The sequence below is a fragment of the Hylemonella sp. P2_B10 genome (assembly GCF_056404875.1).
The window spans coordinates 116,886-140,394 of record NZ_JBFUDE010000007.1 but is presented as its reverse complement, the minus strand read 5'-3'; the positions used below and the strand labels follow the sequence as shown (position 1 = coordinate 140,394).

The following is a 23,509-nucleotide window of genomic DNA, read 5'->3' as shown; positions in this document are numbered from 1 at the left end:
TTAGCTGGCGCCGAGCGCCGGCAACGCCGGCCCATGGCCCAGCCCATGGGTCTCATGCCCCAGGCGGAACACCGCCACGGCCTGCACCAGATCGCGTGCCTGGCCCTTCAAGCTGCTGGCGGCGGCCGCCATTTGCTCGACCAGCGCGGCATTTTGCTGCGTGGTCTGGTCCATTTCGGTCACCGCGTCGCCCACCTGGCTGACGCCTTGCGACTGCTCGCTGCTGGCGGCGCTGATCTCGCCCATGATGTCGGTCACCCGACGTATGCTGGCCACCACCTCGCTCATGGTGCTGCCGGCCTGGTCCACCAGCGTGGTGCCCTGGTCCACGCGCTCGACGCTGGTGTTGATCAGGGTCTTGATCTCCTTGGCGGCTTCGGCGCTGCGCCCGGCCAGGCTGCGCACCTCGCTGGCCACCACGGCAAAGCCCCGGCCCTGTTCACCGGCCCGGGCGGCTTCCACGGCCGCGTTCAGCGCCAGGATGTTGGTCTGGAAGGCGATGCCGTCGATGACGCTGATGATGTCGGCAATCTTCTTGGACGAGTCGCTGATGCCCTTCATGGTCAGCACCACCTGGCCCACCACGTCGCCACCTTTGACGGCCACGCTGCTGGCCAGCTGCGCCAGCTGGTTGGCCTGGGCCGCGTTGTCGGCGTTTTGCCGCACGGTGGAGCTGAGCTCTTCCATGCTGGCGGCGGTTTCCTCCAGTGCGCTGGCCTGTTGTTCGGTGCGTGCCGACAGGTCGTGGTTGCCCTGGGCGATCTCGGAGCTGGCCGAGGCTACGTTTTCCGAGCCCTGGCGCACCTGGGCCACCACCTTGGCCAGGCTACTTTGCATGTCCTTCAAGGCCGTTAGCAGTTCGCCCACCTCGTCCTTGCTGCCGATGTGGATGGCGTTGTTCAGGTTGCCGTGGGCCACGCTGCCGGCCAGCCGGGCGGCGTCGGCAATCGGCCGCACCAGCACCCGGCTCAACACGATGCTGCCCACCAGCCCGCCGATGGCGGCCAGCACCATCACCGTCAGCGCGATGCTGCTGGCCCGCTGACCACTGGTGGAGGCTTGTTGTGAGCCGTCCTCTGCATCCTTGGCCAGCACCTTCCTCAGGTCTTCCAGCAACGCGGCAGCGTCCCGATCGGCGCCGCGGGCCGATTTGTCCCCCGTCGCCGGGTCGGCGTCGGCGGCCTTGAAGGCTTCAAAGGCCTTCTTGTAGCGTTCAGAAGCCGATTTCAGCGCCGGGTCGAGTTTCTTCAGGGTTTCCTTGGCCGGGCCGGGTGAGAGCAGCTTGTCCAGTGCGCGCATCTGCTTCTCCACCTCGCCGATTTCCTTCAGGTGCGACGCCCAGTACTTCTCCTGGTCTTTGGGGTCCTTGCCGCGCAGCAGCACGTTTTTCCATTCCTGGATGGCGGTGGAAAAGTGCGAGTCCACGTCTGCCGCGGTGCGGTCAGCGGCCACCGCGTTCATCACCGTGTATTGGTAGAAGTTGACCGAGCTGGTGAGCTGCAGGATGCCGAACAGGCCGCCCAGCAGCAACAGGCCTATGGCGGCCGCGAAGGCCAGCGGGAGTTTGAGACTGAGTTTCATGAACCGCGTCCTCTTGGTGATTGCAGGCAACAAATCCCCGGCGGCACTGTCAACCCCGGGAGTGCCTGCAACCAATGTAGTCCTTTTCCGGCGGCTTGTCATCCCGCCCGGCTGCTAGCAAAAGGGGAGCGATCAAGGAAAACCGCCGCGCATCCAGGTGGCGCGCGGCGGTTGCTGCAGGGCTGCGGTTGGCGCAGTGTTCAGCGGGTGGCGGGCGAGCCCAGCATGGCCTCTTTCAACTGGTAGTCTGCCGGCGAAGAGCCCAGCCAGATGGACAGCAGCGCCTTGAAGAATTCGGGTTCCTTGAACGGCTCACCCTGCACCTGGCCCTTGACGGTGACCACGCTGCCCTTGCCGGGTACCCAGTCCAGCGAGAAGGTGTCGCCGGCCACCAGTTTCTTGTGCGCCGCAAACATCTCGCCCATGCGCAGCAGGCCGGGAATCATCTTGGACATCTCGGCCTTGCCCATGTTGTCTTCCATGCCGCGGGTCAGCAGCTTGCCCAGTTCGGCGGAGTCGATGTCGCGGACCATGGTCACCAGCACACGCTTGGGGCCGGGCGCGGCCACCACTTCGTCCAGGCTACTGGCCTTCTTGGTCAGGTACAAACCGGCGACGTACACCTTGACGACGAACTTGTAGCGCGTACCGGCGCCGTTGAGCTGAAGCTTGGTGCCGCCGACGTCGGCGCTGTCTTCTACCTTGACGCCGTTGATGGTCTGCGTGGCGGCCCAGGCGCTGCCGGTGCTGAAAGCCAGGCTGGCCGCCAGGGCCAGCAGGGTGCGGATGCTGCGTGATGTCATCGGTGTGCTTGATGCCGCGCCGGTGTGCGCCGCGGCCCTTGTGTTGGGAACGGGCGTCCATTGTTGCCCCGTCATGCGCCGGGCGCAACAGGGTTTACAAGGGCAAGCGGGTGCGCCGGTCTTCTTTGTTACACTGGGGTCTCATCATGTTCATTCACCGCATCAGCATCACGGGTTGTAGCGACCGGGGAGCCTGGCCCTGGCGAGCCTGGCCCTGCGTGGCCGCCCGCGTTCGCGCCTGAGGCTTGAGACCCAGGGCGGCCGGTGGGTGGTGAGGCGACTGCGTCGCATGCCCCGGACCTGTGTCCGCCCACATTCCCCATTCCGCCCGCCATGTGACGCCGCCATGGCACTCCCTGAGTGAATGCGCGCTGCACCGGTTGCGGTGCGCGCAACGCCCCGCCAGCCGCCCACATGGCGCGGGGTGCGGAACGAAAGGCCACATGCCGTGATGACCGAACTTGAATTCAAAAGCCTCAGCGACCAGGGGTACAACCGCATCCCGCTGATCCTGGAGGCCTTTGCCGACCTGGAAACGCCCCTGTCGCTGTACCTGAAGCTGACGCAAAGCGGCGGCGCCAACAGTTTCCTGCTGGAATCCGTGGTGGGCGGCGAGCGCTTTGGCCGCTACAGCTTCATCGGCCTGCCGGCGCGCACCCTGCTGCGTGCCAGCGGCTTTGGAGCACAGCGGCGCACCGAGGTGGTGACCGATGGCCAGGTGGTGGAAACCTCCACCGACAACCCGCTGGACTTCATCGCCGATTACCACCGGCGCTTCAAGGTGGCGCTGCGCCCCGGCCTGCCGCGCTTTTGCGGCGGCCTGGCCGGCTACTTCGGCTACGACACGGTGCGCCACATCGAGAAGAAGCTGGCCGCCACCTGCCCCAGCGACACCCTGGGTTGCCCTGACGTGCTGCTGCTGCAATGCGAGGAACTGGCCGTCATCGACAACCTGTCGGGCAAGCTGTATCTGATCGTCTATGCCGACCCGGCCAAGCCCGAGGCCTTCGCCAATGCCAAGAAGCGCTTGCGCGAGCTGAAGGAGAAGCTGCGCTATTCCGTCAGCGCGCCGGTGGTCAAGCCCAGCCAGTCCTACCCGGTGGAGCGCGAGTTTGCCAAGGCCGACTACCTGGCCGCGGTGGTGCGCGCCAAGGAGCTGATCGCCGCCGGCGACTTCATGCAGGTGCAGGTGGGCCAGCGGCTGAAGAAACGCTACACCGAGTCCCCGCTCAGCCTGTACCGCGCGCTGCGTTCGCTGAACCCGTCGCCCTACATGTACTACTACAACTTCAGCGGCGCCGACGGCAGCGGCGGCGACTTCCATGTGGTGGGTGCCTCGCCGGAAATCCTGGTGCGCCAGGAACAGGTGGTCGTGGACGACAGATCGGCGCAAAAAATCACCATACGTCCATTGGCCGGCACCCGCCCGCGTGGCGCCAACCCCGAGCTGGACCAGGCCGCCGAGCAGGAACTGGTGACCGACCCCAAGGAACGGGCCGAGCACGTGATGCTGATCGACCTGGCGCGCAACGACATCGGCCGCATTGCGGAAATCGGCAGCGTCAAGGTCAGCGACGCCTTCTGCGTCGAACGGTACAGCCATGTGATGCACATCGTCAGCAATGTGGAAGGCATCTTGACGCAGAAGGAAGGCGCCACGCTGGGCAGCATGGATGTGCTCAAGGCCACCTTCCCCGCCGGCACGCTGACTGGCGCGCCCAAGGTGCATGCGATGGAATTGATAGACCAGCTGGAGCCCAGCAAGCGCGGCTTGTATGGCGGCGCCTGCGGTTACCTCAGCTACGCCGGCGACATGGACCTCGCCATTGCCATACGCACTGGCATCATCAAGGATCAGACGCTGTATGTGCAGGCGGCGGCCGGTGTGGTGGCTGACTCGGTGCCCGAGCTGGAGTGGAAAGAGACCGAAGCCAAGGCGCGCGCGCTGCTGCGCGCCAGCGAGCTGGTCGAGGAGGGCCTGGAATGAGCACGACCACCCAACCAGCGCTGCGCCTGGTCATGATCGACAACTACGACAGCTTCACCTACAACATCGTCCAGTACTTTGGCGAATTGGGCGCCCAGGTGGACGTGTTCCGCAACGACGAGATCAGCGTGGACGAACTGGGCCAGCGCCTGGCCGCCGGCCAGATGGACCGGCTGGTGGTGTCGCCCGGCCCCTGCTCGCCGGCCGAGGCCGGCATTTCGGTGGCGGCGATACAGGCCTTCATGGGCAAGCTGCCTATTTTGGGCGTGTGCCTGGGCCACCAGAGCATAGGCGCGGCGCTGGGCGGCAAGATCGTGCGGGCTCAAGTGCTGATGCATGGCAAGACCTCGGTCATCACCACCACGCAGCAGGGGGTGTTTGCCGGCTTGCCGCAGCGGTTCACCGTCAACCGCTACCACTCGCTGGCGATAGAGCGCGCCAGCTGCCCGCCTGAGCTGGAGTTGACCGCCTGGACGGACGACGGCGAGATCATGGGCGTGCGCCACAGCGGCCTGGCGCATGCGGTGCGGCTGGAGGGCGTACAGTTCCACCCCGAATCCATACTGACCGAGCATGGCCACGCCATGCTGAAGAACTTTTTGCAATGAGGAGGCCCCGGCCATGAGCAGCAGCATTGTGGATTTGCGCAGCGACACCGTCACCCGCCCCACGGCGGCCATGCGCGACGCCATGCACAACGCGCCGCTGGGCGACGACGTGTTTGGCGACGACCCCAGCGTCAACGCGCTGCAGCAGCAGATTGCGGAGATGCTGGGCTTCGAGGCGGCGCTGTTCATGGCCACCGGCACGCAGAGCAACCTGTGCGCGCTGCTCAGCCATTGCCAGCGCGGTGACGAGTACATCGCCGGCCAGTTCCAGCATTGCTACCGCTGGGAAGGCGGCGGCGGCGCGGTGTTTGGCAGCATCCAGCCGCAGCCGCTGGAGCACCAGAGCGACGGCACGCTGGCGCTGGCCGACATCGAGGCCGCCATCAAGCCCGACGACGCGCACTACGCCCGCACGAGGCTGTTGGCGCTGGAAAACACGCTGGGCGGCAAGCTGATCCCCATGGCCTACATAGAGCAGGCCACCGCGCTGGCCAAAGCCAAGGGCCTGGCCCGCCATCTGGATGGCGCGCGCCTGTTCAACGCCGCCGTGGCGCAAGCCGCGCAGACCGGTGGCGATGCCTATGCCGAGGCGCGCCGCATTGCCCAGTGCTTTGACAGTGTGTCGGTATGCTTCAGCAAGGGGCTGGGCGCGCCGGTGGGCTCTGCCTTGTGCGGCAGCCGCGAGTTGATTGCCAAGGCGCACCGGGTGCGCAAGATGGCTGGTGGCGGCATGCGCCAGGCCGGTGTGCTGGCCTCTGCGGCTGCGCATGCGTTGGAGCACCATGTGCTGCGTCTGGCGGACGACCACGCGCTGGCCCGGCGGCTGGCTGAAGGCCTGGCCGGGCTGGACGGCGTGCAGGTGGAGGCGCCGCACACCAACATCGTGTTCGTGGACCTGGTGGGGCCGGCCAAGGCGCGAGCCGCCGAGCTGATGCCGTACCTGAAAGAGCGCGGTGTGCTGGCCACGGGCCTGTACAAGCTGCGCTTCGTCACCCACCTGGATGTGGACGCGGCCGGCGTGGACCACGCCATTGCCGCCATCCGCGGCTTTTTCAACAACAAATAAGCGCTGCACGAGGAGTTCGCACCATGATTCAAGCCGTCAAGATCACGCCGCAAGAGGCCTTGCAGCGCACCATAGAGCACCGCGAAATCTTCCACGACGAGATGCTGCACGTGATGCGCATGATCATGAGCGGCGAGATGTCGCCGGTGATGATGGCCGCGCTGATCACCGGCCTGCGGGTGAAGAAGGAAACCATCGGCGAGATCACCGCCGCCGCGCAGGTGATGCGCGAGTTTTCCACCAAGGTCGTTGTGGCCGACAAGACCCACCTGGTGGACATCGTGGGCACAGGTGGCGACGGCTCGCACACCTTCAACATTTCCACCTGTTCCATGTTCGTGGCCGCCGCCGCTGGCGCCAAGGTCAGCAAGCACGGCGGGCGCAGCGTCAGCAGCAAGAGCGGCAGCGCCGACGTGCTGGAGGCATTTGGCATCAACATCAACCTGCCACCGGCGGCCATCGCCCAGTGCATAGAGCAGGTCGGCGTGGGCTTCATGTTCGCGCCCAATCACCACCCGGCCATGAAGAACGTGGCACCGGTGCGCAAGGAGCTGGGCATCAAGACCATCTTCAACATCCTGGGCCCGCTGACCAACCCGGCCTCGGCGCCCAACATCCTGATGGGCGTGTTCCACCCGGATCTGGTGGGCATACAGGTGCGGGCCTTGCAGCGGCTGGGTGCCGAGCACGCCATCGTGGTCTATGGCAAGGACGGCATGGACGAGGTCAGCCTGGGCGCGGCCACCATGGTGGGCGAGCTGAAAAACGGCGAGATTTCCGAGTACGAAATCCACCCCGAGGACTTTGGCTTCACCATGGCCGGCAGCCGCGCGCTGCGGGTGGAAACGCCCGAGCAGTCCAAGACCATGCTGGCTGGCGTGTTGGACAACGAGGCCGGCGCGGCCAAGGAGATCGTGGTGCTGAACGCCGGCGTGGCCTTGTACGCCGCCAATGTGGTCGACAGCATGGTCGCCGGCATCCAATTGGCGCGGCGCACCATAGAATCCGGCGCGGCCAAGGCCAAGCTGACAGAGTTGGCCGCCCTGTCGCAAAAACTGAAGGCAGCGTGATGTGCCTGGCTGCTGACAAGGAGAGCATGTGAGCGATATCCTGGACAAGATTGTTGCCGTCAAGCGGCAGGAGGTGGCTGCCGCCATCAAGCGCAAATCGCTGGAGGCGGTGCGTGCCGACGCCGAGTCGCGCGTGCTGACGCGTGATTTTGTGGGCGCGCTGCAGGCCAAGATCGCGGCCGGCCAGCCGGCGGTGATTGCCGAGGTGAAGAAGGCCAGTCCGTCCAAGGGCGTGCTGCGCGAGGAATTTTTCGCTGCCGACATCGCGCAAAGCTATGCGGAGTTCGGCGCCGCCTGCCTGTCGGTGCTGACGGACCAGCAGTTTTTCCAGGGCAGCGTGGACTACCTGAAACAGGCGCGTGCATCCTGCCAGTTGCCGGTGCTGCGCAAGGACTTCCTGATCGACCCTTACCAGGTGTATGAATCGCGGGTGATGGGGGCGGATTGCATCCTGCTGATTGCCGCCATCCTCGACGATGCGCAGATGGCCGAGTTCGAGGCCATCGCCCGCAGCATGGACATGGCGGTGCTGGTGGAGGTGCATGACAGCACCGAGCTGGCGCGCGCGCTGAAGCTGAAGACGCCGCTCGTGGGCATCAACAACCGCAACCTGAAGACGTTCGAGGTGTCCCTGCAGACCACGCTGGCGCTGATGAAGGACGTGCCGGCCAACCGCCTGCTGGTGACCGAGAGCGGCATCCTGGCGCCCGCTGACGTGAAGCTGATGCGCGACGCCGGGGTGAACGCCTTCCTGGTTGGCGAGGCTTTCATGCGCGCCAAGGAGCCGGGCGAAGCGCTGGCCACCCTGTTCGGTTGAACACACGGGCGGCGGCGATGGCGACGCGCAAGAGCAAGGTGCCTGGCGCGCAACTGGGGCTGCCGTTTGACACCCCGGCGCAGGTCGAAGCAGCTGCGCCAGCCGTCCAGAAAGGCCCCGTTGCTTCTGTGCTGCCGTTGCAGGCCGTGGAGCATGAGCCGACCGGCGACAAGCCAGACACGCAACTGCGGGCCTGGGACCCGGCGCACTGGCCCGTGGCACCCGACTGGCAACCGCTGGTCGACCGCTTTCTTGCCAGTCCCGCCGCGCAACGCCTGGGGCATTTCGTGCAATCGCGCTTGGACCAGGGCGCGGTGGTGTATCCGCCACTGCCATTGCGCGCGTTGGCATTGACGCCTTTGCACCAGGTACGCGTGGTCATCATCGGACAAGACCCCTACCATGGGCCGGGCCAGGCCGAGGGGTTGTCGTTTTCGGTGCCGCCCAGCCAGATGCTGCCGCCCTCGCTGCGCAACATTTTTCAGGAAATCACCCGGTCGCGCCAACAACATCCTGAATACATGCCGGCCGCGCCGGACGCCCGGGCTGAACGCGGTTCCTTGCTATGCTGGGCAAAGCAGGGTGTGCTGCTGCTCAACAGCTGTCTGACAGTGGAGCAAGGCCAGCCCAACAGCCATGCCAATCAAGGTTGGGAAGCGCTTACTATGAAAGTAATCGGTGCCGTGGCTGAATCTGAGCAGCCGGTGGTGTTCATGTTATGGGGTTCGCACGCGCAGCAGCGGCGCGACGCGATTGCCGAATCCGGTGCCGGCAAGCAACACCTGGTGCTGATCGCCAACCACCCGTCGCCGTTGTCGGCGCTGCGCCCGCCCATGCCCTTCATTGGCTGTGACCACTTCGTCGAAGCCAACCGCTTTTTACAGTCGGCAGGAGGGGAATTGGTTCGCTGGTAGCATCCTGTTCTCGCAAGATTTGTCCAAGGTCATAAAACCATGGCATAATCCGTGGTTCTCCGAAGGAGAGGTGGCCGAGTGGTTAATGGCAGCAGACTGTAAATCTGCCCTCTTACGAGTACGCTGGTTCGAATCCAGCCCTCTCCACCAACGCGGAGGTTGATTTGTAGAGCGAAGGTGAACTGCGGGAGTAGTTCAATGGTAGAACCCTAGCCTTCCAAGCTAATGACGCGGGTTCGATTCCCGTCTCCCGCTCCACAAATCAGTTGGCGCTTGGTTATCGGTAGACAGTTAGGTTAATAGCCCATTTGGCTCAGTGGTAGAGCACTCCCTTGGTAAGGGAGAGGTCGCGGGTCCGATTCCCGCAATGGGCACCAATTCCGGGTGTGCTGGGCAGTAGCCCCGGCACCCCGCGAATCGGGTTGTAGTGCATAGAGTCTTTTCGCATCCTGTTGGAGAATTGAAATGGGTAAAGAGAAATTCGAGCGGACCAAGCCGCACGTCAACGTCGGCACCATCGGTCACGTTGACCACGGCAAGACCACGCTGACCGCAGCCATCACCACCGTGCTGGCAGCCAAGTTCGGCGGCCAAGCCAAGGCCTACGACCAGATCGACGCCGCCCCGGAAGAAAAAGCCCGCGGCATCACGATCAACACCGCCCACGTCGAGTATGAGACGGCCAACCGTCACTACGCCCACGTCGACTGCCCCGGCCACGCTGACTATGTGAAAAACATGATCACCGGTGCCGCCCAGATGGACGGCGCCGTGCTGGTTGTCTCCGCCGCCGACGGCCCCATGCCCCAGACCCGCGAGCACATCCTGCTGGCCCGTCAGGTCGGCGTGCCCTACATCATCGTGTTCCTGAACAAGTGCGACATGGTCGACGACGCCGAACTGCTCGAGCTGGTCGAAATGGAAGTGCGCGAACTGCTGGACAAGTACGACTTCCCCGGCGACAAGACCCCCATCATCCACGGCTCCGCCAAACTCGCCATGGAAGGCGACAAGGGTGACCTGGGCGAAGGCGCCATCCTGAAGCTGGCCGAAGCACTGGACAGCTACATCCCCCTGCCCGAGCGCGCAGTGGACGGTGCCTTCCTGATGCCCGTCGAAGACGTGTTCTCCATCTCTGGGCGCGGCACCGTCGTGACCGGTCGGGTTGAGCGCGGCATCATCAAAGTCGGCGAAGAAATCGAAATCGTCGGCATCAAGGCCACCGCCAAGACCACCTGCACCGGCGTGGAAATGTTCCGCAAGCTGCTGGACCARGGCCAGGCTGGCGACAACGTCGGCATCTTGCTGCGCGGCACCAAGCGTGAAGAAGTCGAGCGCGGCCAAGTGCTGTGCAAGCCCGGCTCCATCAAGCCGCACACGCACTTCACCAGCGAAATCTACGTGTTGAGCAAGGACGAAGGCGGTCGCCACACGCCCTTCTTCAACAACTACCGCCCGCAGTTCTACTTCCGCACSACGGACGTGACCGGTGCCATCGAGYTGCCCGAAGGCAAGGAAATGGTCATGCCTGGTGACAACGTGACCATCACGGTCAAGCTGATCAACCCCATCGCCATGGAAGAAGGCCTGCGCTTCGCCATCCGCGAAGGCGGCAAGACCGTGGGCGCCGGTGTGGTGGCCAAGATCATCGCGTAAGGCGATTGGTTTTCCCCCGGCTGATTAGAGGTATTTTGGTTTAGTAGGGGTATAGCTCAATTGGCAGAGCGTCGGTCTCCAAAACCGAAGGTTGTAGGTTCGATTCCTACTGCCCCTGCCACCTGAGGCGCTGAGCCCACAAAAAGCCCGCCGCGCAACCGGCGGGCTTCAGCGTCTCAAGGGTGGTGTGTTGGTAAGCATCAAAAAAGCGCGAGATTGTAGTAACACATGGCCACGTCGCAAGTTCAAACCGTCAGCACCGGCGCTGACAAAGCCAAGCTCGCCCTGGCGGCGGCTTTGGTCGTTGCCGGTCTGGCGGCGTTTTACCTGCTGAGCAAGCAGGGCCAACTGGCGCAGTGGGGTGCCCTGCTGGCGGCCCTGGTGGTTGCCGTGGTGGTGTTTTTCACCTCCGAGCCGGGCAAGGAGTTGTTCGCCTTTGGCCGTGACTCCTGGCGCGAGGTGCGCAAGGTCGTGTGGCCGGCGCGCAAAGAAGCCATACAGATGACGCTGTATGTGTTCGGCTTCGTCGTGTTGATGGCGCTGTTCCTGTGGGCCTCGGACAAGACGCTGGAATGGCTGTTCTACGACTTGATTTTGGGGTGGAAGAAATAATGACCGATACCGTCGAAACCCCTGAAGGTGACGTCCCGGCCGCAGCGGCCCCCGTCAACCCCAACCTGCACTGGTATGTGGTGCATGCCTATTCCGGCATGGAAAAGGCTGTGGAGCGCAACCTGCGCGAGCGCATCAACCGCTCGGGCATGGAAGGCAAGTTCGGCCGCATCCTGGTGCCCACCGAAGAAGTGGTGGAAATCAAGAACGGCCAGAAGCGCACCACCGAGCGCAAGTTCTTCCCCGGCTATGTGCTGGTGGAAATGGTGATGGAAGACGACACCTGGCACCTGGTGAAACACACCAACAAGGTGACCGGCTTCGTGGGCGGCGCCAAGAACCGCCCGGCCCCGATTTCCGAGGCCGAGGTGATGAAGATCGTCAACCAGATGCAGGAAGGCACCGAAAAGCCGCGCCACAAGGTGGAGTTCGAGGTGGGCGAGTATGTGCGCGTCAAGGACGGCCCGTTCACCGACTTCAATGGTTCGGTGGAAGAGGTCAACTACGAAAAGAGCAAGGTGCGTGTGGCTGTGACCATTTTTGGCCGCTCCACCCCTGTCGAGCTGGAGTTCTCCCAGATCGAAAAGACCTGATGGTCTGGCTCCACCGGGAGCTTGCAAGTTTTGTGATTCCGCGCTTTTCCCGACTCGGCGCGGATGTTTGGTTAAAAAGAGTCGTCAACCCTCGGGGAGCTCTGGCCTAGGCCGCAGCGCTATCACCCGTAAGGAGAAAAAGCATGGCGAAAAAAATCGTCGGTTTTGTCAAGCTGCAAGTGCCAGCTGGTAAAGCCAATCCGTCGCCGCCGATTGGCCCCGCATTGGGTCAGCGCGGTTTGAACATCATGGAGTTCTGCAAGGCGTTCAACGCCCAGACGCAAGGCGTTGAGCCGGGTCTGCCGCTGCCGGTGGTGATCACCGCCTATGCGGACAAGAGCTTCACCTTCATCATCAAGACGCCCCCGGCGACCACCTTGATCAAGAAGTCCATCAAGCTGGACAAGGGTTCGGCCAAGCCGCACAGCGACAAGGTCGGCAAGATCACGCGCGCGCAGCTGGAAGAAATCGCCAAGACCAAGATGAAGGACATGACGGCTGCCGATCTGGACGCCGCCGTTCGTACCATTGCCGGTTCCGCCCGTTCCATGGGTGTGACTGTGGAGGGCGTGTGACATGACCCAGCTGACCAAAAAACAAAAGACCCAACAGGGCAAGATCGACAGCAACAAGCTGTACCCGCTGGCTGATGCCCTGAGCATCGTCAAGGAATACGCCACCGCCAAGTTCGATGAGTCCATCGACGTGGCCGTACAACTGGGCATCGACGCCAAGAAGTCGGACCAGGTGGTGCGTGGCGCCGTGGTGCTGCCCCATGGCACCGGCAAGACCAAGCGCGTGGCGGTGTTCGCCCAAGGCGCCAAGGCTGAAGAAGCCAAGGCCGCTGGCGCCGACATCGTGGGCATGGACGACCTGGCCGCGATGGTCAAGGCCGGTGACATGCCTTTCGACGTCGTGATTGCCGCGCCGGACGCCATGCGTGTGGTGGGTACGCTGGGCCAGATCCTGGGCCCGCGCGGTTTGATGCCCAACCCCAAGGTGGGCACGGTCACGCCGGACGTGGCAACCGCCGTCAAGAACGCCAAGGCTGGCCAGGTGCAGTTCCGCGTCGACAAGGCCGGTATCGTGCACGGCACGATCGGTCGCCGTTCGTTCGACGCCGACAAGCTCAAGGGCAACCTGGCTGCGTTGATGGAAGCCTTGACCAAGGCCAAGCCGGCCTCCAGCAAGGGTGTGTACCTGAGGAAAGTGGCGGTTTCGTCCACGATGGGTGTGGGTGTCCGTGTGGACGTCCAATCCATCTCGGCGTGATCGCGTGAGTGATTTGGGCCGCCTCGCAAGGGTGGCCCGATGTGGTGGGCCGCCGGGGTTGCAAGATTCCGGTGGGCCATCCAAGACCGTTGGTGTGCCGCAAGGCGCTTAATCGACGGCAATGGGGGTTGAAAAATCCCCGGCGCCAGGCCAACGCAGATGGCGATCCCGCTGCAGATGGAATGTGAGAGTTTCCTGAAAACAGTTGGTCGCTGCAATGTGGCGTGTCTGAGGGCTTTGGCCCGAAGGCACATTCAAAAGGAGTAGACCTTGAGTCTGAATCGCAGTGAGAAAGAAGCGGTCATCACCGACGTGACCAGCCTCGCCGCAAAAGCTCAAACGCTGGTGATGGCGGAGTACCGCGGCATCACGGTGGCTGACATGACCAAGCTGCGTTCCAACGCCCGCGCGCAAGGCGTGAACCTGAGTGTTCTGAAGAACACCCTGGCTCGTCGCGCGGTTGCTGGCAGCGCGTTTGAAGTGGCAGCTGACCAGATGACCGGCCCGCTGATCTATGGCTTCTCCGTTGACGCTGTGGCCGCCGCCAAGGTGGTGGCCGATTTCGCGAAGACCAACGACAAGTTGGTGATTCGCGGCGGCGCCTTCGGTGGCAAAGCCCTGGACGTCGCCGGTGTGAAGCAATTGGCCAACATTCCTTCCAAGGAAGTGTTGCTGGCGCAATTGCTGGGCCTGATGCAGTCCCCCATTTCGCGTACAGCACGTGTGCTGGCCGCACTGGCGGACAAAAAGGGCGCTGGCGCAGCCGTGACCGAAGAAGCCGTTGCCGCCTGATCTGGCAGCAGCGCACTTGTAAGACAAAACCTGGCGGGACAGGCTTCGTAATTCGACGAACCGCCCCCAACTGATTGAAGGAAATTCAAAATGGCATTCGATAAAGACGCATTTTTGACCGCTCTGGACAGCATGACGGTCCTGGAACTCAATGACCTGGTGAAGGCCATTGAAGAGAAGTTTGGCGTGAGCGCTGCCGCCATGGCCGCCCCCGCTGCTGCTGGTGGCGCTGTTGCCGCTGCTGCGGAAGAGAAGACCGAATTCAACGTTGTGCTGCTGGAAGCCGGCGCCAACAAGGTGCAGGTCATCAAGGCCGTGCGAGAAATCACCGGCCTGGGCTTGAAAGAAGCCAAGGACCTGGTGGACGGCGCTCCGAAGAACGTCAAGGAAGGTCTGGCCAAGGCTGACGCCGACGCCGCCAAGAAGAAGCTGGAAGAAGCCGGCGCCAAGGTCGAACTCAAGTAAGTTCCCCTTTGTCCAAGGCTGGGGTGCTCGAAAGGGCCCCCAGCCTTTGGCGCTTGTAAGAGCGCACTAAAAAGCCCCGTCAGCGACGTGTTTTTTTAGTGTCTTCTGACTCGACTGCAGAAGACGACTTGGTACGGATTGCGTGCAACGCGCAATCGTCCGCCAATGGTTGGTAGTGGCCAACCACCAAGCCTGTTGAGTGTGGCTCAACACGTCAGTCGCCTAGGACCCCCCAGGATTCCTTAGCCTTTGCCCGGAGACCTCATGGCTTACTCATACACCGAACGCAAACGCATTCGCAAAAGTTTCGGCAACCGCGACAGCGTGCTCGAAATCCCCTACCTGCTGCAGATGCAAAAAGACGCCTACACGGCGTTCCTGCAAGCCGACGTAGCTCCGAAGAAACGCACCACCGAGGGTCTGCAGGCCGCGTTCGACGCCGCTTTCCCCATCGTCTCGCACAATGGTTTTGTCGAGATGAAGTACCTCGAGTACAACCTGGCCAAGCCCGCCTTCGATGTGCGCGAGTGCCAGACCCGCGGCCTGACTTTCGCCTCGGCCGTGCGCGCCAAGGTGCAACTGATCATTTACGACCGTGAGTCCTCCACGTCGCAAAACAAGGTGGTCAAGGAAGTGAAGGAGCAGGAAGTCTACATGGGCGAAGTGCCCCTGATGACCACCAAGGGCTCGTTCATCATCAACGGCACCGAGCGCGTCATCGTCTCGCAGCTGCACCGCTCGCCGGGCGTGTTTTTCGAGCACGACAAGGGCAAGACCCACAGCTCGGGCAAACTGCTGTTCTCGGCCCGCATCATCCCCTACCGCGGCTCCTGGCTGGACTTCGAGTTCGACCCCAAGGACATCCTGTACTTCCGCGTCGACCGCCGTCGCAAGATGCCGGTCACCATCCTGCTGAAGGCCATCGGCCTGAACCCCGAGTCCATCCTGGCGAACTTCTTCGTCAACGACAATTTCCGCCTGATGGACAGCGGCGCGCAGATGGAATTCGTCGCCGAGCGCCTGCGTGGCGAAGTGGCCCGCTTTGACATCACCGACAAGAGCGGCAAGGTCATCGTCGCCAAGGACAAGCGCGTCACCGCCCGTCACACGCGTGACCTGGAGCAGACGCAAACCACCCACATCAGCGTGCCGGAAGACTTCCTGGTCGGCCGCGTGGTGGCACGCAACATCGTCGACGCCGACACCGGCGAGATCATCGCCAAGGCCAACGACGAGCTGACCGAAGCGCTGCTGAAGAAGCTGCGCACGGCCGGTGTGCAAGAGCTGCAGTGCATCTACACCAACGAGCTGGACCAGGGCGCCTACATCTCGCAGACCCTGCGCAGCGACGAAACGGTGGACGAATTCGCCGCCCGCGTGGCCATCTACCGCATGATGCGCCCCGGCGAGCCGCCGACCGAAGACGCCGTGCAAGCGCTGTTCCAGCGCCTGTTCTACAACCCCGACACGTATGACCTGTCGCGCGTTGGCCGCATGAAGTTCAACGCCAAGATGGGCCGCAACGAGGCCACCGGCCCGATGGTGCTGACCAATGAGGACATCCTGTCCGTGGTCAAGATCCTGGTGGACCTGCGCAACGGCCGCGGCGAAGTCGACGACATCGACCACCTGGGCAACCGCCGCGTGCGTTGCGTCGGTGAACTGGCCGAGAACCAGTACCGTGCCGGTCTGGCGCGGATTGAGAAGGCCGTCAAGGAGCGTCTGGGCCAGGCCGAGCAAGAGCCGCTGATGCCGCACGACCTGATCAACAGCAAGCCGATCTCGGCGGCGTTGAAAGAGTTCTTCGGCGCCTCGCAGCTGTCGCAGTTCATGGACCAGACCAACCCGCTGTCCGAAATCACCCACAAGCGCCGCGTGTCGGCCCTTGGCCCGGGCGGTTTGACGCGTGAGCGTGCCGGCTTTGAAGTGCGCGACGTGCACGTCACCCACTACGGCCGCGTGTGCCCGATCGAGACGCCGGAAGGCCCGAACATCGGCCTGATCAACTCGTTGGCCCTGTATGCGCGCCTGAACGAATACGGCTTCATCGAGACGCCGTACCGCCGCGTGGCAGACAGCAAGGTCACCAACGAGATCGACTACCTGTCCGCCATCGAGGAAGGCAAGTACGTGATCGCGCAGGCCAATGCGCTGCTGGACAAGGACAACAAGCTGACCGGCGACCTGGTGTCGGCGCGCGAAAAGGGTGAATCCATCCTGGTGGGCGCCGAGCGCGTGCAGTACATGGACGTGTCGCCGGCGCAGATCGTGTCGGTGGCGGCGTCCCTGGTGCCGTTCCTGGAGCACGATGACGCCAACCGCGCCTTGATGGGCGCCAACATGCAGCGCCAGGCCGTGCCTGTGCTGCGCCCGGAAAAGGCCTTCGTCGGCACCGGCATCGAGCGCGTTTCCGCGGTCGACTCCGGCACCGTGGTCACCGCCACCCGTGGCGGCGTGGTGGACTATGTGGACGCAACCCGCATCGTGATCCGCGTGCACGACGCCGAGGCCGTGGCCGGTGAAGTGGGTGTGGACATCTACAACCTGATCAAGTACCAGCGTTCCAACCAGAACACCAACATCCACCAGCGCCCCATCGTCAAGAAGGGCGATGTGCTGGCCAAGGGTGACGTGATCGCCGATGGCGCCTCCACCGACCTGGGTGAGCTGGCGCTGGGCCAGAACATGCTGGTGGCTTTCATGCCCTGGAACGGCTACAACTTCGAAGACTCGATCCTGATCAGCGAGCGCGTGGTGGCCGATGACCGCTACACCTCCATCCACATCGAGGAACTGGTGGTGATGGCGCGCGACACCAAGCTGGGCGCGGAAGAAATCACCCGCGACATCCCCAACCTGAGCGAACAGCAGCTGAACCGCCTGGACGAGTCTGGCATCATCTACGTGGGTGCCGAAGTCATGCCCGGCGACACGCTGGTGGGCAAGGTCACGCCCAAGGGCGAGACCACGCTGACGCCGGAAGAAAAGTTGCTGCGCGCCATCTTCGGCGAAAAGGCCAGCGACGTGAAGGACACCTCGCTGCGTGTTGACCAGGGCTCGCAAGGCACCGTCATCGACGTGCAGGTGTTCACCCGCGAAGGCATCCAGCGTGACCGCCGCGCCCAGCAGATCATCGACGATGAACTGAAGCGCTTCCGCCTGGACCTGAACGACCAGCTGCGCATCGTCGAAGCCGACGCTTTCGACCGTATCGAGAAGCTGCTGACCGGCAAGACCGCCAACGGCGGCCCGCAAAAGCTGGCCAAGGGCAGCAAGATCGACAAGGCCTACCTGGCCTCGGTGGAGAAATTCCACTGGTTCGACATCCGCCCGGCCGACGAGGAAGTGGCCTCGCAACTGGAAAGCATCAAGAACTCGCTGGAGCAGACGCGCCACAGCTTCGACCTGGCGTTTGAAGAAAAGCGCAAGAAGCTGACGCAGGGCGACGAGCTGCCGGCTGGCGTGTTGAAGATGGTCAAGGTCTACCTGGCCGTCAAGCGCCGCCTGCAACCCGGCGACAAGATGGCCGGCCGCCACGGCAACAAGGGTGTGGTGTCCAAGATCGTTCCGGTCGAAGACATGCCCTACATGGCCGACGGCACGCCGTGCGACATCGTGCTGAACCCGCTGGGCGTGCCTTCGCGCATGAACGTGGGCCAGGTGCTGGAAGTGCACTTGGGCTGGGCCGGCAAGGGCATTGGCCTGCGCATTGGCGACATGCTGCAAGCCGAAGCCAAGGTGGCCGAGCTGCGCAAGTTCATGGACCAGCTGTACAACGGCTCGGGCCGCAAGGAAGACCTGTCCAAGCTCAGCGACGACGAGGTGCTGGAAATGGCCGCCAACGTGGCCAAGGGTGCCACCTTCGCCACACCGGTGTTTGACGGCGCTTCGGAAGAAGAAATCCGCGGCATGCTGAAGCTGGCCTACCCGGATGACATCGCCAAGGCCAAGGGCCTGACGGCGACGCGCACCCAGGCCAACCTGTTTGACGGCCGCAGTGGCGACGCTTTCGAGCGCCCGACCACGATTGGCTACATGCACGTGCTGAAGCTGCACCACTTGGTGGACGACAAGATGCACGCACGCTCCACCGGCCCGTACAGCCTGGTGACGCAGCAGCCCCTGGGCGGCAAGGCACAGTTCGGCGGCCAGCGTTTCGGCGAGATGGAAGTGTGGGCGCTGGAAGCCTACGGCGCTTCCTACACGCTGCAGGAAATGCTGACGGTGAAGTCCGACGACGTGCAAGGCCGCACCAAGGTCTACGAGAACATCGTCAAGGGCGAACACTCGATCGAAGCCGGCATGCCGGAATCGTTCAATGTGCTGGTCAAGGAAATCCGCTCCTTGGGCATCGACATTGAACTCGAGCGCAGCTAATCAGTCAGCGTGAAACCGATTAAGGAAATCAAATGAAATCATTACTCGACCTGTTCAAGCAGTTCACGCCGGACGAGCACTTCGATGCCATTCGCATCGGCATGGCGTCGCCCGAGAAAATCCGTTCTTGGTCGTTCGGCGAAGTGAAGAAGCCCGAGACCATCAACTACCGGACCTTCAAGCCCGAGCGTGACGGCCTGTTCTGCGCCAAGATCTTCGGCCCCATCAAGGACTACGAGTGCCTGTGCGGCAAGTACAAGCGCCTGAAGCACCGTGGCGTGATCTGCGAGAAGTGCGGCGTTGAAGTCACCCAGACCAAGGTGCGCCGCGAGCGCATGGGTCACATCGACCTGGCCGCGCCCTGCGCGCACATCTGGTTCCTGAAGTCCCTGCCGTCGCGCTTGGGCCTGGTGCTGGACATGACGCTGCGTGACATCGAACGCGTGCTGTACTTCGAAGCCTATGTGGTGACCGACCCCGGCATGACGCCGCTGAAGAAGTTCAGCATCATGTCCGAGGACGACTACGACGCCAAGATCAAGGAATACGGCGACGAGTTCGTCGCCAAGATGGGCGCCGAAGGCATCAAGGACCTGCTGCAAGCCATTGACATCGACGGCTCCATCGAGAAGCTGCGCAATGACCTGACCGGCTCCGAGCTGAAGATCAAGAAGAACGCCAAGCGCCTGAAGGTGCTGGAAGCCTTCAAGAAATCCGGCATCAAGCCCGAGTGGATGGTGCTGGACGTGCTGCCCGTGCTGCCGCCGGATCTGCGTCCGCTGGTGCCGCTGGACGGCGGCCGCTTCGCCACCTCGGACCTGAACGACCTGTACCGCCGCGTCATCAACCGCAACAGCCGCCTGCGCCGTCTGCTGGAACTGAAGGCACCGGAAATCATCGCCCGCAACGAAAAGCGCATGCTGCAAGAAGCTGTCGATTCGCTGCTGGACAACGGCCGCCGTGGCAAGGCCATGACGGGCGCCAACAAGCGCGCGCTCAAATCCCTGGCCGACATGATCAAGGGCAAGAGCGGCCGCTTCCGCCAGAACTTGCTGGGCAAGCGCGTCGACTACTCGGGCCGTTCGGTCATCGTGGTGGGCCCGACGCTGAAGCTGCACCAGTGCGGCCTGCCCAAGCTGATGGCCCTGGAGCTGTTCAAGCCCTTCATCTTCGCCCGCCTGGAAGCCATGGGCATCGCCACCACCATCAAGGCGGCGAAGAAGGAAGTCGAATCCGGCACGCCGGTGGTGTGGGACATCCTGGAAGAGGTCATCAAGGAACACCCGGTGATGCTGAACCGTGCGCCCACGCTGCACCGTTTGGGCATCCAGGCGTTCGAGCCCATCCTGATCGAAGGCAAGGCCATCCAGCTGCACCCGCTGGTGTGCGCCGCCTTCAACGCCGACTTCGACGGCGACCAGATGGCCGTGCACGTGCCGTTGTCGGTGGAAGCGCAGATGGAAGCCCGCACGCTGATGCTGGCCTCCAACAACGTGCTGTTCCCCTCCAACGGCGACCCCTCCATCGTGCCTTCGCAGGACGTGGTGCTGGGCCTGTACTACACGACCCGCGAGCGCATCAACGGCAAGGGCGAAGGCCTGATCTTCTCCGACACCGGTGAAGTGCAGCGCGCGCTGGACGCCGGCGAGGTGGAGTTGACCGCCAAGATCAACGTGCGCCTGACCGAGTACACCAAGAACAAGGAAACCGGCGAGTTCGAGTCGGCCACCAAGCTGGTGCAAACCACGGCCGGCCGCGCACTGCTGTCGGAAATCCTGCCCAAGGGCCTGCCTTTCAGCAACATCAACAAGGCGCTGAAGAAGAAGGAAATCTCCAAGCTGATCAACGCCTCGTTCCGCAAGTGCGGCTTGAAAGAGACCGTGGTGTTCGCCGACAAGCTGTTGCAAAACGGCTTCCGCCTGGCGACCAAGGCCGGCATCTCGATCTGTATCGACGACATGCTAGTGCCGAAGGAAAAGCACGGCATCATCGAGCGCGCCGAGAAGGAAGTGAAGGAAATCGGCCAGCAGTACACCTCGGGTCTGGTGACCGCCGGTGAGCGCTACAACAAGGTGGTGGACATCTGGGGCAAGGCCGGCGACGAAGTGTCCAAGGTCATGATGGCCCAGCTGGCCAAGGAAAAGACCATCGACCGTCACGGCAATGAAGTGGACCAGGAGTCTTTCAACTCCATCTACATGATGGCCGACTCCGGCGCCCGCGGTTCCGCAGCGCAGATCCGCCAGCTGGCCGGTATGCGCGGCCTGATGGCCAAGCCTGACGGCTCCATCATCGAGACGCCCATCACCGCGAATTTCCGCGAAGGGCTGAACGTGCTGCAGTACTTCATCTCCACCCACGGTGCGCGTAAAGGCTTGGCCGATACCGCGCTGAAGACGGCCAACTCCGGTTACCTGACGCGCCGTCTGGTGGACGTGACGCAGGATCTGGTGGTGACGGAAGAAGATTGCGGCACCTCGGACGGTTCGCTGATGCGCGCCATCGTCGAGGGCGGCGAAGTGATCGAGTCGCTGGCTGACCGCGTGCTGGGCCGTGTTGCGGCTGAGGACGTGGTGCACCCGGAAAACCGCTCGGTGCTGGCCAAGGCCGGCGACATGCTGGACGAAGACGTCATCGAGATGATGGAAGCGCAAGGCGTGGACGAGGTCAAGGTGCGCACGGCGCTGACCTGCGCCACCCGCTTCGGCATCTGCGCCAAGTGCTATGGCCGTGACCTGGGCCGTGGCGGCCTGGTCAACGGCGGTGAGGCTGTGGGCGTGATTGCCGCGCAGTCCATCGGTGAACCCGGCACGCAGCTGACCATGCGTACCTTCCACATCGGTGGTGCCGCCTCGCGCGCCGCCATCGCCTCCAGCGTGGAAGCCAAGTCCAACGGCATCATCGGCTTCAACGCCACGATGCGCTATGTGACCAGCAGCAAGAAGGAACTGGTGGTGATCGCCCGCTCCGGCGAAATCATCATCCACGACGAGCACGGCCGCGAGCGCGAGCGCCACAAGGTGCCGTACGGCGCCGTGTTGACGGTCAAGCCCGACCAGCAGGTCAAGGCCGGCACCATCCTGGCCAACTGGGATCCGCTGACGCGCCCCATCATCACCGAATTCGCCGGCAAGACGCAGTTCGAGAACGTGGAAGAGGGCCTGACGGTGGCCAAGCAGGTCGACGAAGTGACCGGCCTGTCCACGCTGGTGGTGATCGACCCGAAACGCCGCGGCTCCGCCAAGGTGGTGCGCCCGCAGGTGAAGCTGATCGATGCCTCCGGCAACGAGGTGAAGATCCCCGGCACCGACCACTCGGTGACGATTGGCTTCTCCATCGGCGCGCTGATTCAGGTGCGCGACGGTCAGGACGTGGGCCCCGGCGAAGTGCTGGCCCGTATCCCGGTCGAAGGCCAGAAGACGCGCGACATCACCGGCGGTCTGCCGCGAGTGGCCGAGCTGTTCGAAGCCCGTTCGCCCAAGGACAAGGGCGTGCTGGCCGAAATGACCGGCACGGTGTCCTTCGGCAAGGAAACCAAGGGCAAGATTCGCATGCAGATCACCGATCCGGAAGGCAAGGTCTGGGAAGACCTGATCCCGAAGGAAAAGAACATCCTGGTGCACGAAGGCCAGGTGGTCAACAAGGGCGAAAGCGTGGTGGACGGCCCGGCCGACCCGCAGGACATCCTGCGCCTGCTGGGCATGGAAGAGCTGGCCCGCTACATCGTCGACGAGGTGCAGGACGTGTACCGCTTGCAGGGCGTGAAGATCAACGACAAGCACATTGAAGTGATCGTGCGCCAGATGCTGCGCCGCGTGGTGGTGGAGAACGTGGGTGACTCCAACTACATCGCCGGTGAACAGGTGGAGCGTTCCGAGATGCTCAACACCAACGACGCGCTGCGCGCCGACGGCAAGACGCCGGCCACCTTCAGCAACCTGCTGCTGGGTATCACCAAGGCCTCGTTGTCCACCGACAGCTTCATCAGCGCCGCCTCCTTCCAGGAGACCACGCGCGTGCTGACCGAAGCCGCCATCATGGGCAAGCGCGATGAGCTGCGTGGCCTGAAGGAAAACGTCATCGTCGGCCGCCTGATTCCGGCGGGCACCGGCCTGGCCTACCACCAGGCACGCAAGGTGCGCGAGAGCATGGACGACGCCGAGCGCCGCGCCATTGCTGACGCCGAAGCGGCTGAACTGGCAGGCGGCGAGGTCTCTGCCGACGCCGTCGACGCGGGAGCCACCGGCGAGTAAGCGCATTGCGCGAACCCCAAAAAACGCCCTTGCTCCTGGTCTCCAGGGCGGGGGCGTTTTTTTTGGCGCGCGCGCTTGAGCACATGCCATGAAGACTTCTTTTTTGATCTGGGGCGGCCTGGCCGTGCTGGTGTTCTGGGCGCTGGGTGCCTACAACCGGCTGGTGAAGATGCGCTCGCAGGCCATTGGCGCCTTCGCGCCCATGGACCTGCAGTTGCAGCGCTGCATTGCCCTGGTGCAGGCGCAACTGCCCGAGGCTTTGCAAGGCGGTGCGCCGGCCACCCACCAACTGTGGCTGGGCCTGGGCGGCGCCAGCCAGCAGTTCGAGGCCTCGCTGAACCTGCTGCGCACCCGACCGCTGGACGCCAGCGCCATGGAGCCGTTGCACACCGCCCTGCACACGCTGCGCCAGAGTTGGCAGCGCATGCAGGCGGCCGCGCCCGACCTGGCGGGCGAGCTGCTGCCGCAGACGCTGCTGGCGCAGTGGGAGGCCATCGACGCACAGCTGGTGCCGGCCATGCGCGAATTTGACGACAAGGTGACCGCCTACAACGAGGCGGTGGCCCAGTTTCCGGCCGTGCTGCTGGCCTGGCTGTTTTCCTTCAAACCGGCCCGCCCTGTGGGCCCCCTGCCGAAATGAGCG

The 23,509-nt window shown here is 63.5% G+C and carries 18 protein-coding genes and 4 tRNA genes; 20 read left to right on the top strand and 2 right to left on the bottom strand.

Translation table 11 applies throughout. The features are described 5' to 3' along the window. Together AC1DX2_RS25085 and AC1DX2_RS25080 are read right to left on the bottom strand one after the other, a co-directional pair. On the bottom strand, positions 1 to 1,581 hold the full coding sequence (locus tag AC1DX2_RS25085) for a methyl-accepting chemotaxis protein (RefSeq protein WP_477199163.1): 1,581 nt from the start codon (positions 1,579 to 1,581) through the stop codon (positions 1 to 3). Positions 1,582 to 1,781: 200 nt separating this feature from the next. Next, positions 1,782 to 2,384 carry a chalcone isomerase family protein gene (locus AC1DX2_RS25080; RefSeq protein ID WP_477199162.1) on the bottom strand — a complete coding sequence of 201 codons (603 nt, stop codon included), beginning with the start codon at positions 2,382 to 2,384 and terminating at the stop codon, positions 1,782 to 1,784. Between the two features lie 448 nt (positions 2,385 to 2,832). Here AC1DX2_RS25080 and AC1DX2_RS25075 point away from each other — a divergent pair, with 448 nt between their 5' ends. From AC1DX2_RS25075 to AC1DX2_RS24980, 20 genes are all read left to right on the top strand, one after another. Beyond that, positions 2,833 to 4,371 (top strand): anthranilate synthase component I family protein, encoded by a 1,539-nt coding sequence (locus AC1DX2_RS25075; protein ID WP_477199161.1) that lies wholly within the window; start codon positions 2,833 to 2,835, stop codon positions 4,369 to 4,371. 20 nt (positions 4,372 to 4,391) lie between these two features. Next, positions 4,392 to 4,979 (top strand): aminodeoxychorismate/anthranilate synthase component II, encoded by a 588-nt coding sequence (locus AC1DX2_RS25070; RefSeq protein ID WP_477199249.1) that lies wholly within the window; start codon positions 4,392 to 4,394, stop codon positions 4,977 to 4,979. A 13-nt stretch (positions 4,980 to 4,992) separates the two neighbouring features. Then, positions 4,993 to 6,045, top strand: a complete 1,053-nt coding sequence (gene ltaE, locus AC1DX2_RS25065) for a low-specificity L-threonine aldolase (protein WP_477199160.1) — start codon at positions 4,993 to 4,995, stop codon at positions 6,043 to 6,045. A 23-nt stretch (positions 6,046 to 6,068) separates the two neighbouring features. After that, a complete protein-coding gene (gene trpD / locus AC1DX2_RS25060) occupies positions 6,069 to 7,115 on the top strand; it encodes an anthranilate phosphoribosyltransferase (protein ID WP_477199159.1) in 1,047 nt (348 codons plus the stop codon). Positions 7,116 to 7,143: 28 nt separating this feature from the next. Continuing rightward, the gene (gene trpC, locus AC1DX2_RS25055) at positions 7,144 to 7,932 is read left to right on the top strand and encodes an indole-3-glycerol phosphate synthase TrpC (RefSeq protein WP_477199158.1); all 789 of its coding nucleotides are present in this window, start codon (positions 7,144 to 7,146) and stop codon (positions 7,930 to 7,932) included. Between the two features lie 137 nt (positions 7,933 to 8,069). After that, entirely contained in the window at positions 8,070 to 8,846 is a 777-nt protein-coding gene (locus AC1DX2_RS25050; protein WP_477199248.1) for a uracil-DNA glycosylase, read from the top strand. A gap of 64 nt (positions 8,847 to 8,910) precedes the next feature. After that, positions 8,911 to 8,996, top strand: a tRNA-Tyr gene (locus AC1DX2_RS25045). A gap of 34 nt (positions 8,997 to 9,030) precedes the next feature. Continuing rightward, positions 9,031 to 9,104 (top strand) — tRNA-Gly (locus AC1DX2_RS25040). 44 nt (positions 9,105 to 9,148) lie between these two features. Beyond that, a tRNA-Thr gene (locus tag AC1DX2_RS25035) sits at positions 9,149 to 9,223 on the top strand. A gap of 88 nt (positions 9,224 to 9,311) precedes the next feature. Next, positions 9,312 to 10,502 carry an elongation factor Tu gene (tuf, locus tag AC1DX2_RS25030; RefSeq protein WP_477199157.1) on the top strand — a complete coding sequence of 397 codons (1,191 nt, stop codon included), beginning with the start codon at positions 9,312 to 9,314 and terminating at the stop codon, positions 10,500 to 10,502. 45 nt (positions 10,503 to 10,547) lie between these two features. Next, positions 10,548 to 10,623, top strand: a tRNA-Trp gene (locus AC1DX2_RS25025). A gap of 107 nt (positions 10,624 to 10,730) precedes the next feature. Further along, a complete protein-coding gene (secE, locus tag AC1DX2_RS25020) occupies positions 10,731 to 11,114 on the top strand; it encodes a preprotein translocase subunit SecE (RefSeq protein ID WP_477199156.1) in 384 nt (127 codons plus the stop codon). Then, positions 11,114 to 11,707, top strand: a complete 594-nt coding sequence (nusG, locus tag AC1DX2_RS25015; protein ID WP_477199155.1) for a transcription termination/antitermination protein NusG — start codon at positions 11,114 to 11,116, stop codon at positions 11,705 to 11,707. The genes secE and nusG overlap by 1 nt, the downstream gene beginning before the upstream one ends. A 143-nt stretch (positions 11,708 to 11,850) precedes the next feature. Continuing rightward, positions 11,851 to 12,282 carry a 50S ribosomal protein L11 gene (gene rplK, locus AC1DX2_RS25010; RefSeq protein ID WP_340280453.1) on the top strand — a complete coding sequence of 144 codons (432 nt, stop codon included), beginning with the start codon at positions 11,851 to 11,853 and terminating at the stop codon, positions 12,280 to 12,282. 1 nt (position 12,283) lies between these two features. After that, positions 12,284 to 12,979, top strand: a complete 696-nt coding sequence (gene rplA / locus AC1DX2_RS25005) for a 50S ribosomal protein L1 (protein ID WP_477199154.1) — start codon at positions 12,284 to 12,286, stop codon at positions 12,977 to 12,979. 270 nt (positions 12,980 to 13,249) lie between these two features. Next, positions 13,250 to 13,771, top strand: a complete 522-nt coding sequence (gene rplJ / locus AC1DX2_RS25000; RefSeq protein WP_477199153.1) for a 50S ribosomal protein L10 — start codon at positions 13,250 to 13,252, stop codon at positions 13,769 to 13,771. A 90-nt stretch (positions 13,772 to 13,861) separates the two neighbouring features. Beyond that, the gene (gene rplL / locus AC1DX2_RS24995; protein ID WP_477199152.1) at positions 13,862 to 14,236 is read left to right on the top strand and encodes a 50S ribosomal protein L7/L12; all 375 of its coding nucleotides are present in this window, start codon (positions 13,862 to 13,864) and stop codon (positions 14,234 to 14,236) included. Positions 14,237 to 14,500: 264 nt separating this feature from the next. Beyond that, positions 14,501 to 18,613 (top strand): DNA-directed RNA polymerase subunit beta, encoded by a 4,113-nt coding sequence (gene rpoB / locus AC1DX2_RS24990; RefSeq protein WP_477199151.1) that lies wholly within the window; start codon positions 14,501 to 14,503, stop codon positions 18,611 to 18,613. A gap of 32 nt (positions 18,614 to 18,645) precedes the next feature. Then, on the top strand, positions 18,646 to 22,866 hold the full coding sequence (gene rpoC, locus AC1DX2_RS24985) for a DNA-directed RNA polymerase subunit beta' (protein WP_477199150.1): 4,221 nt from the start codon (positions 18,646 to 18,648) through the stop codon (positions 22,864 to 22,866). Between the two features lie 88 nt (positions 22,867 to 22,954). After that, positions 22,955 to 23,506 carry a LemA family protein gene (locus tag AC1DX2_RS24980; protein WP_477199149.1) on the top strand — a complete coding sequence of 184 codons (552 nt, stop codon included), beginning with the start codon at positions 22,955 to 22,957 and terminating at the stop codon, positions 23,504 to 23,506. Positions 23,507 to 23,509: the final 3 nt, after the last annotated feature.

What these genes read in the sequence shown, in the direction of transcription:
- rplL (WP_477199152.1), top strand. Translation starts at nt 13,862, where the DNA reads ATGGCATTCGATAAAGACGCATTTTTGACCGCTCTGGACAGCATGACG.
- AC1DX2_RS25085 (WP_477199163.1), bottom strand. Translation starts at nt 1,581, where the DNA reads ATGAAACTCAGTCTCAAACTCCCGCTGGCCTTCGCGGCCGCCATAGGC.
- rplK (WP_340280453.1), top strand. Translation starts at nt 11,851, where the DNA reads ATGGCGAAAAAAATCGTCGGTTTTGTCAAGCTGCAAGTGCCAGCTGGT.
- AC1DX2_RS25080 (WP_477199162.1), bottom strand. Translation starts at nt 2,384, where the DNA reads ATGACATCACGCAGCATCCGCACCCTGCTGGCCCTGGCGGCCAGCCTG.
- rpoC (WP_477199150.1), top strand. Translation starts at nt 18,646, where the DNA reads ATGAAATCATTACTCGACCTGTTCAAGCAGTTCACGCCGGACGAGCAC.
- AC1DX2_RS24980 (WP_477199149.1), top strand. Translation starts at nt 22,955, where the DNA reads ATGAAGACTTCTTTTTTGATCTGGGGCGGCCTGGCCGTGCTGGTGTTC.
- secE (WP_477199156.1), top strand. Translation starts at nt 10,731, where the DNA reads ATGGCCACGTCGCAAGTTCAAACCGTCAGCACCGGCGCTGACAAAGCC.
- trpD (WP_477199159.1), top strand. Translation starts at nt 6,069, where the DNA reads ATGATTCAAGCCGTCAAGATCACGCCGCAAGAGGCCTTGCAGCGCACC.
- rplA (WP_477199154.1), top strand. Translation starts at nt 12,284, where the DNA reads ATGACCCAGCTGACCAAAAAACAAAAGACCCAACAGGGCAAGATCGAC.
- nusG (WP_477199155.1), top strand. Translation starts at nt 11,114, where the DNA reads ATGACCGATACCGTCGAAACCCCTGAAGGTGACGTCCCGGCCGCAGCG.
- ltaE (WP_477199160.1), top strand. Translation starts at nt 4,993, where the DNA reads ATGAGCAGCAGCATTGTGGATTTGCGCAGCGACACCGTCACCCGCCCC.
- rpoB (WP_477199151.1), top strand. Translation starts at nt 14,501, where the DNA reads ATGGCTTACTCATACACCGAACGCAAACGCATTCGCAAAAGTTTCGGC.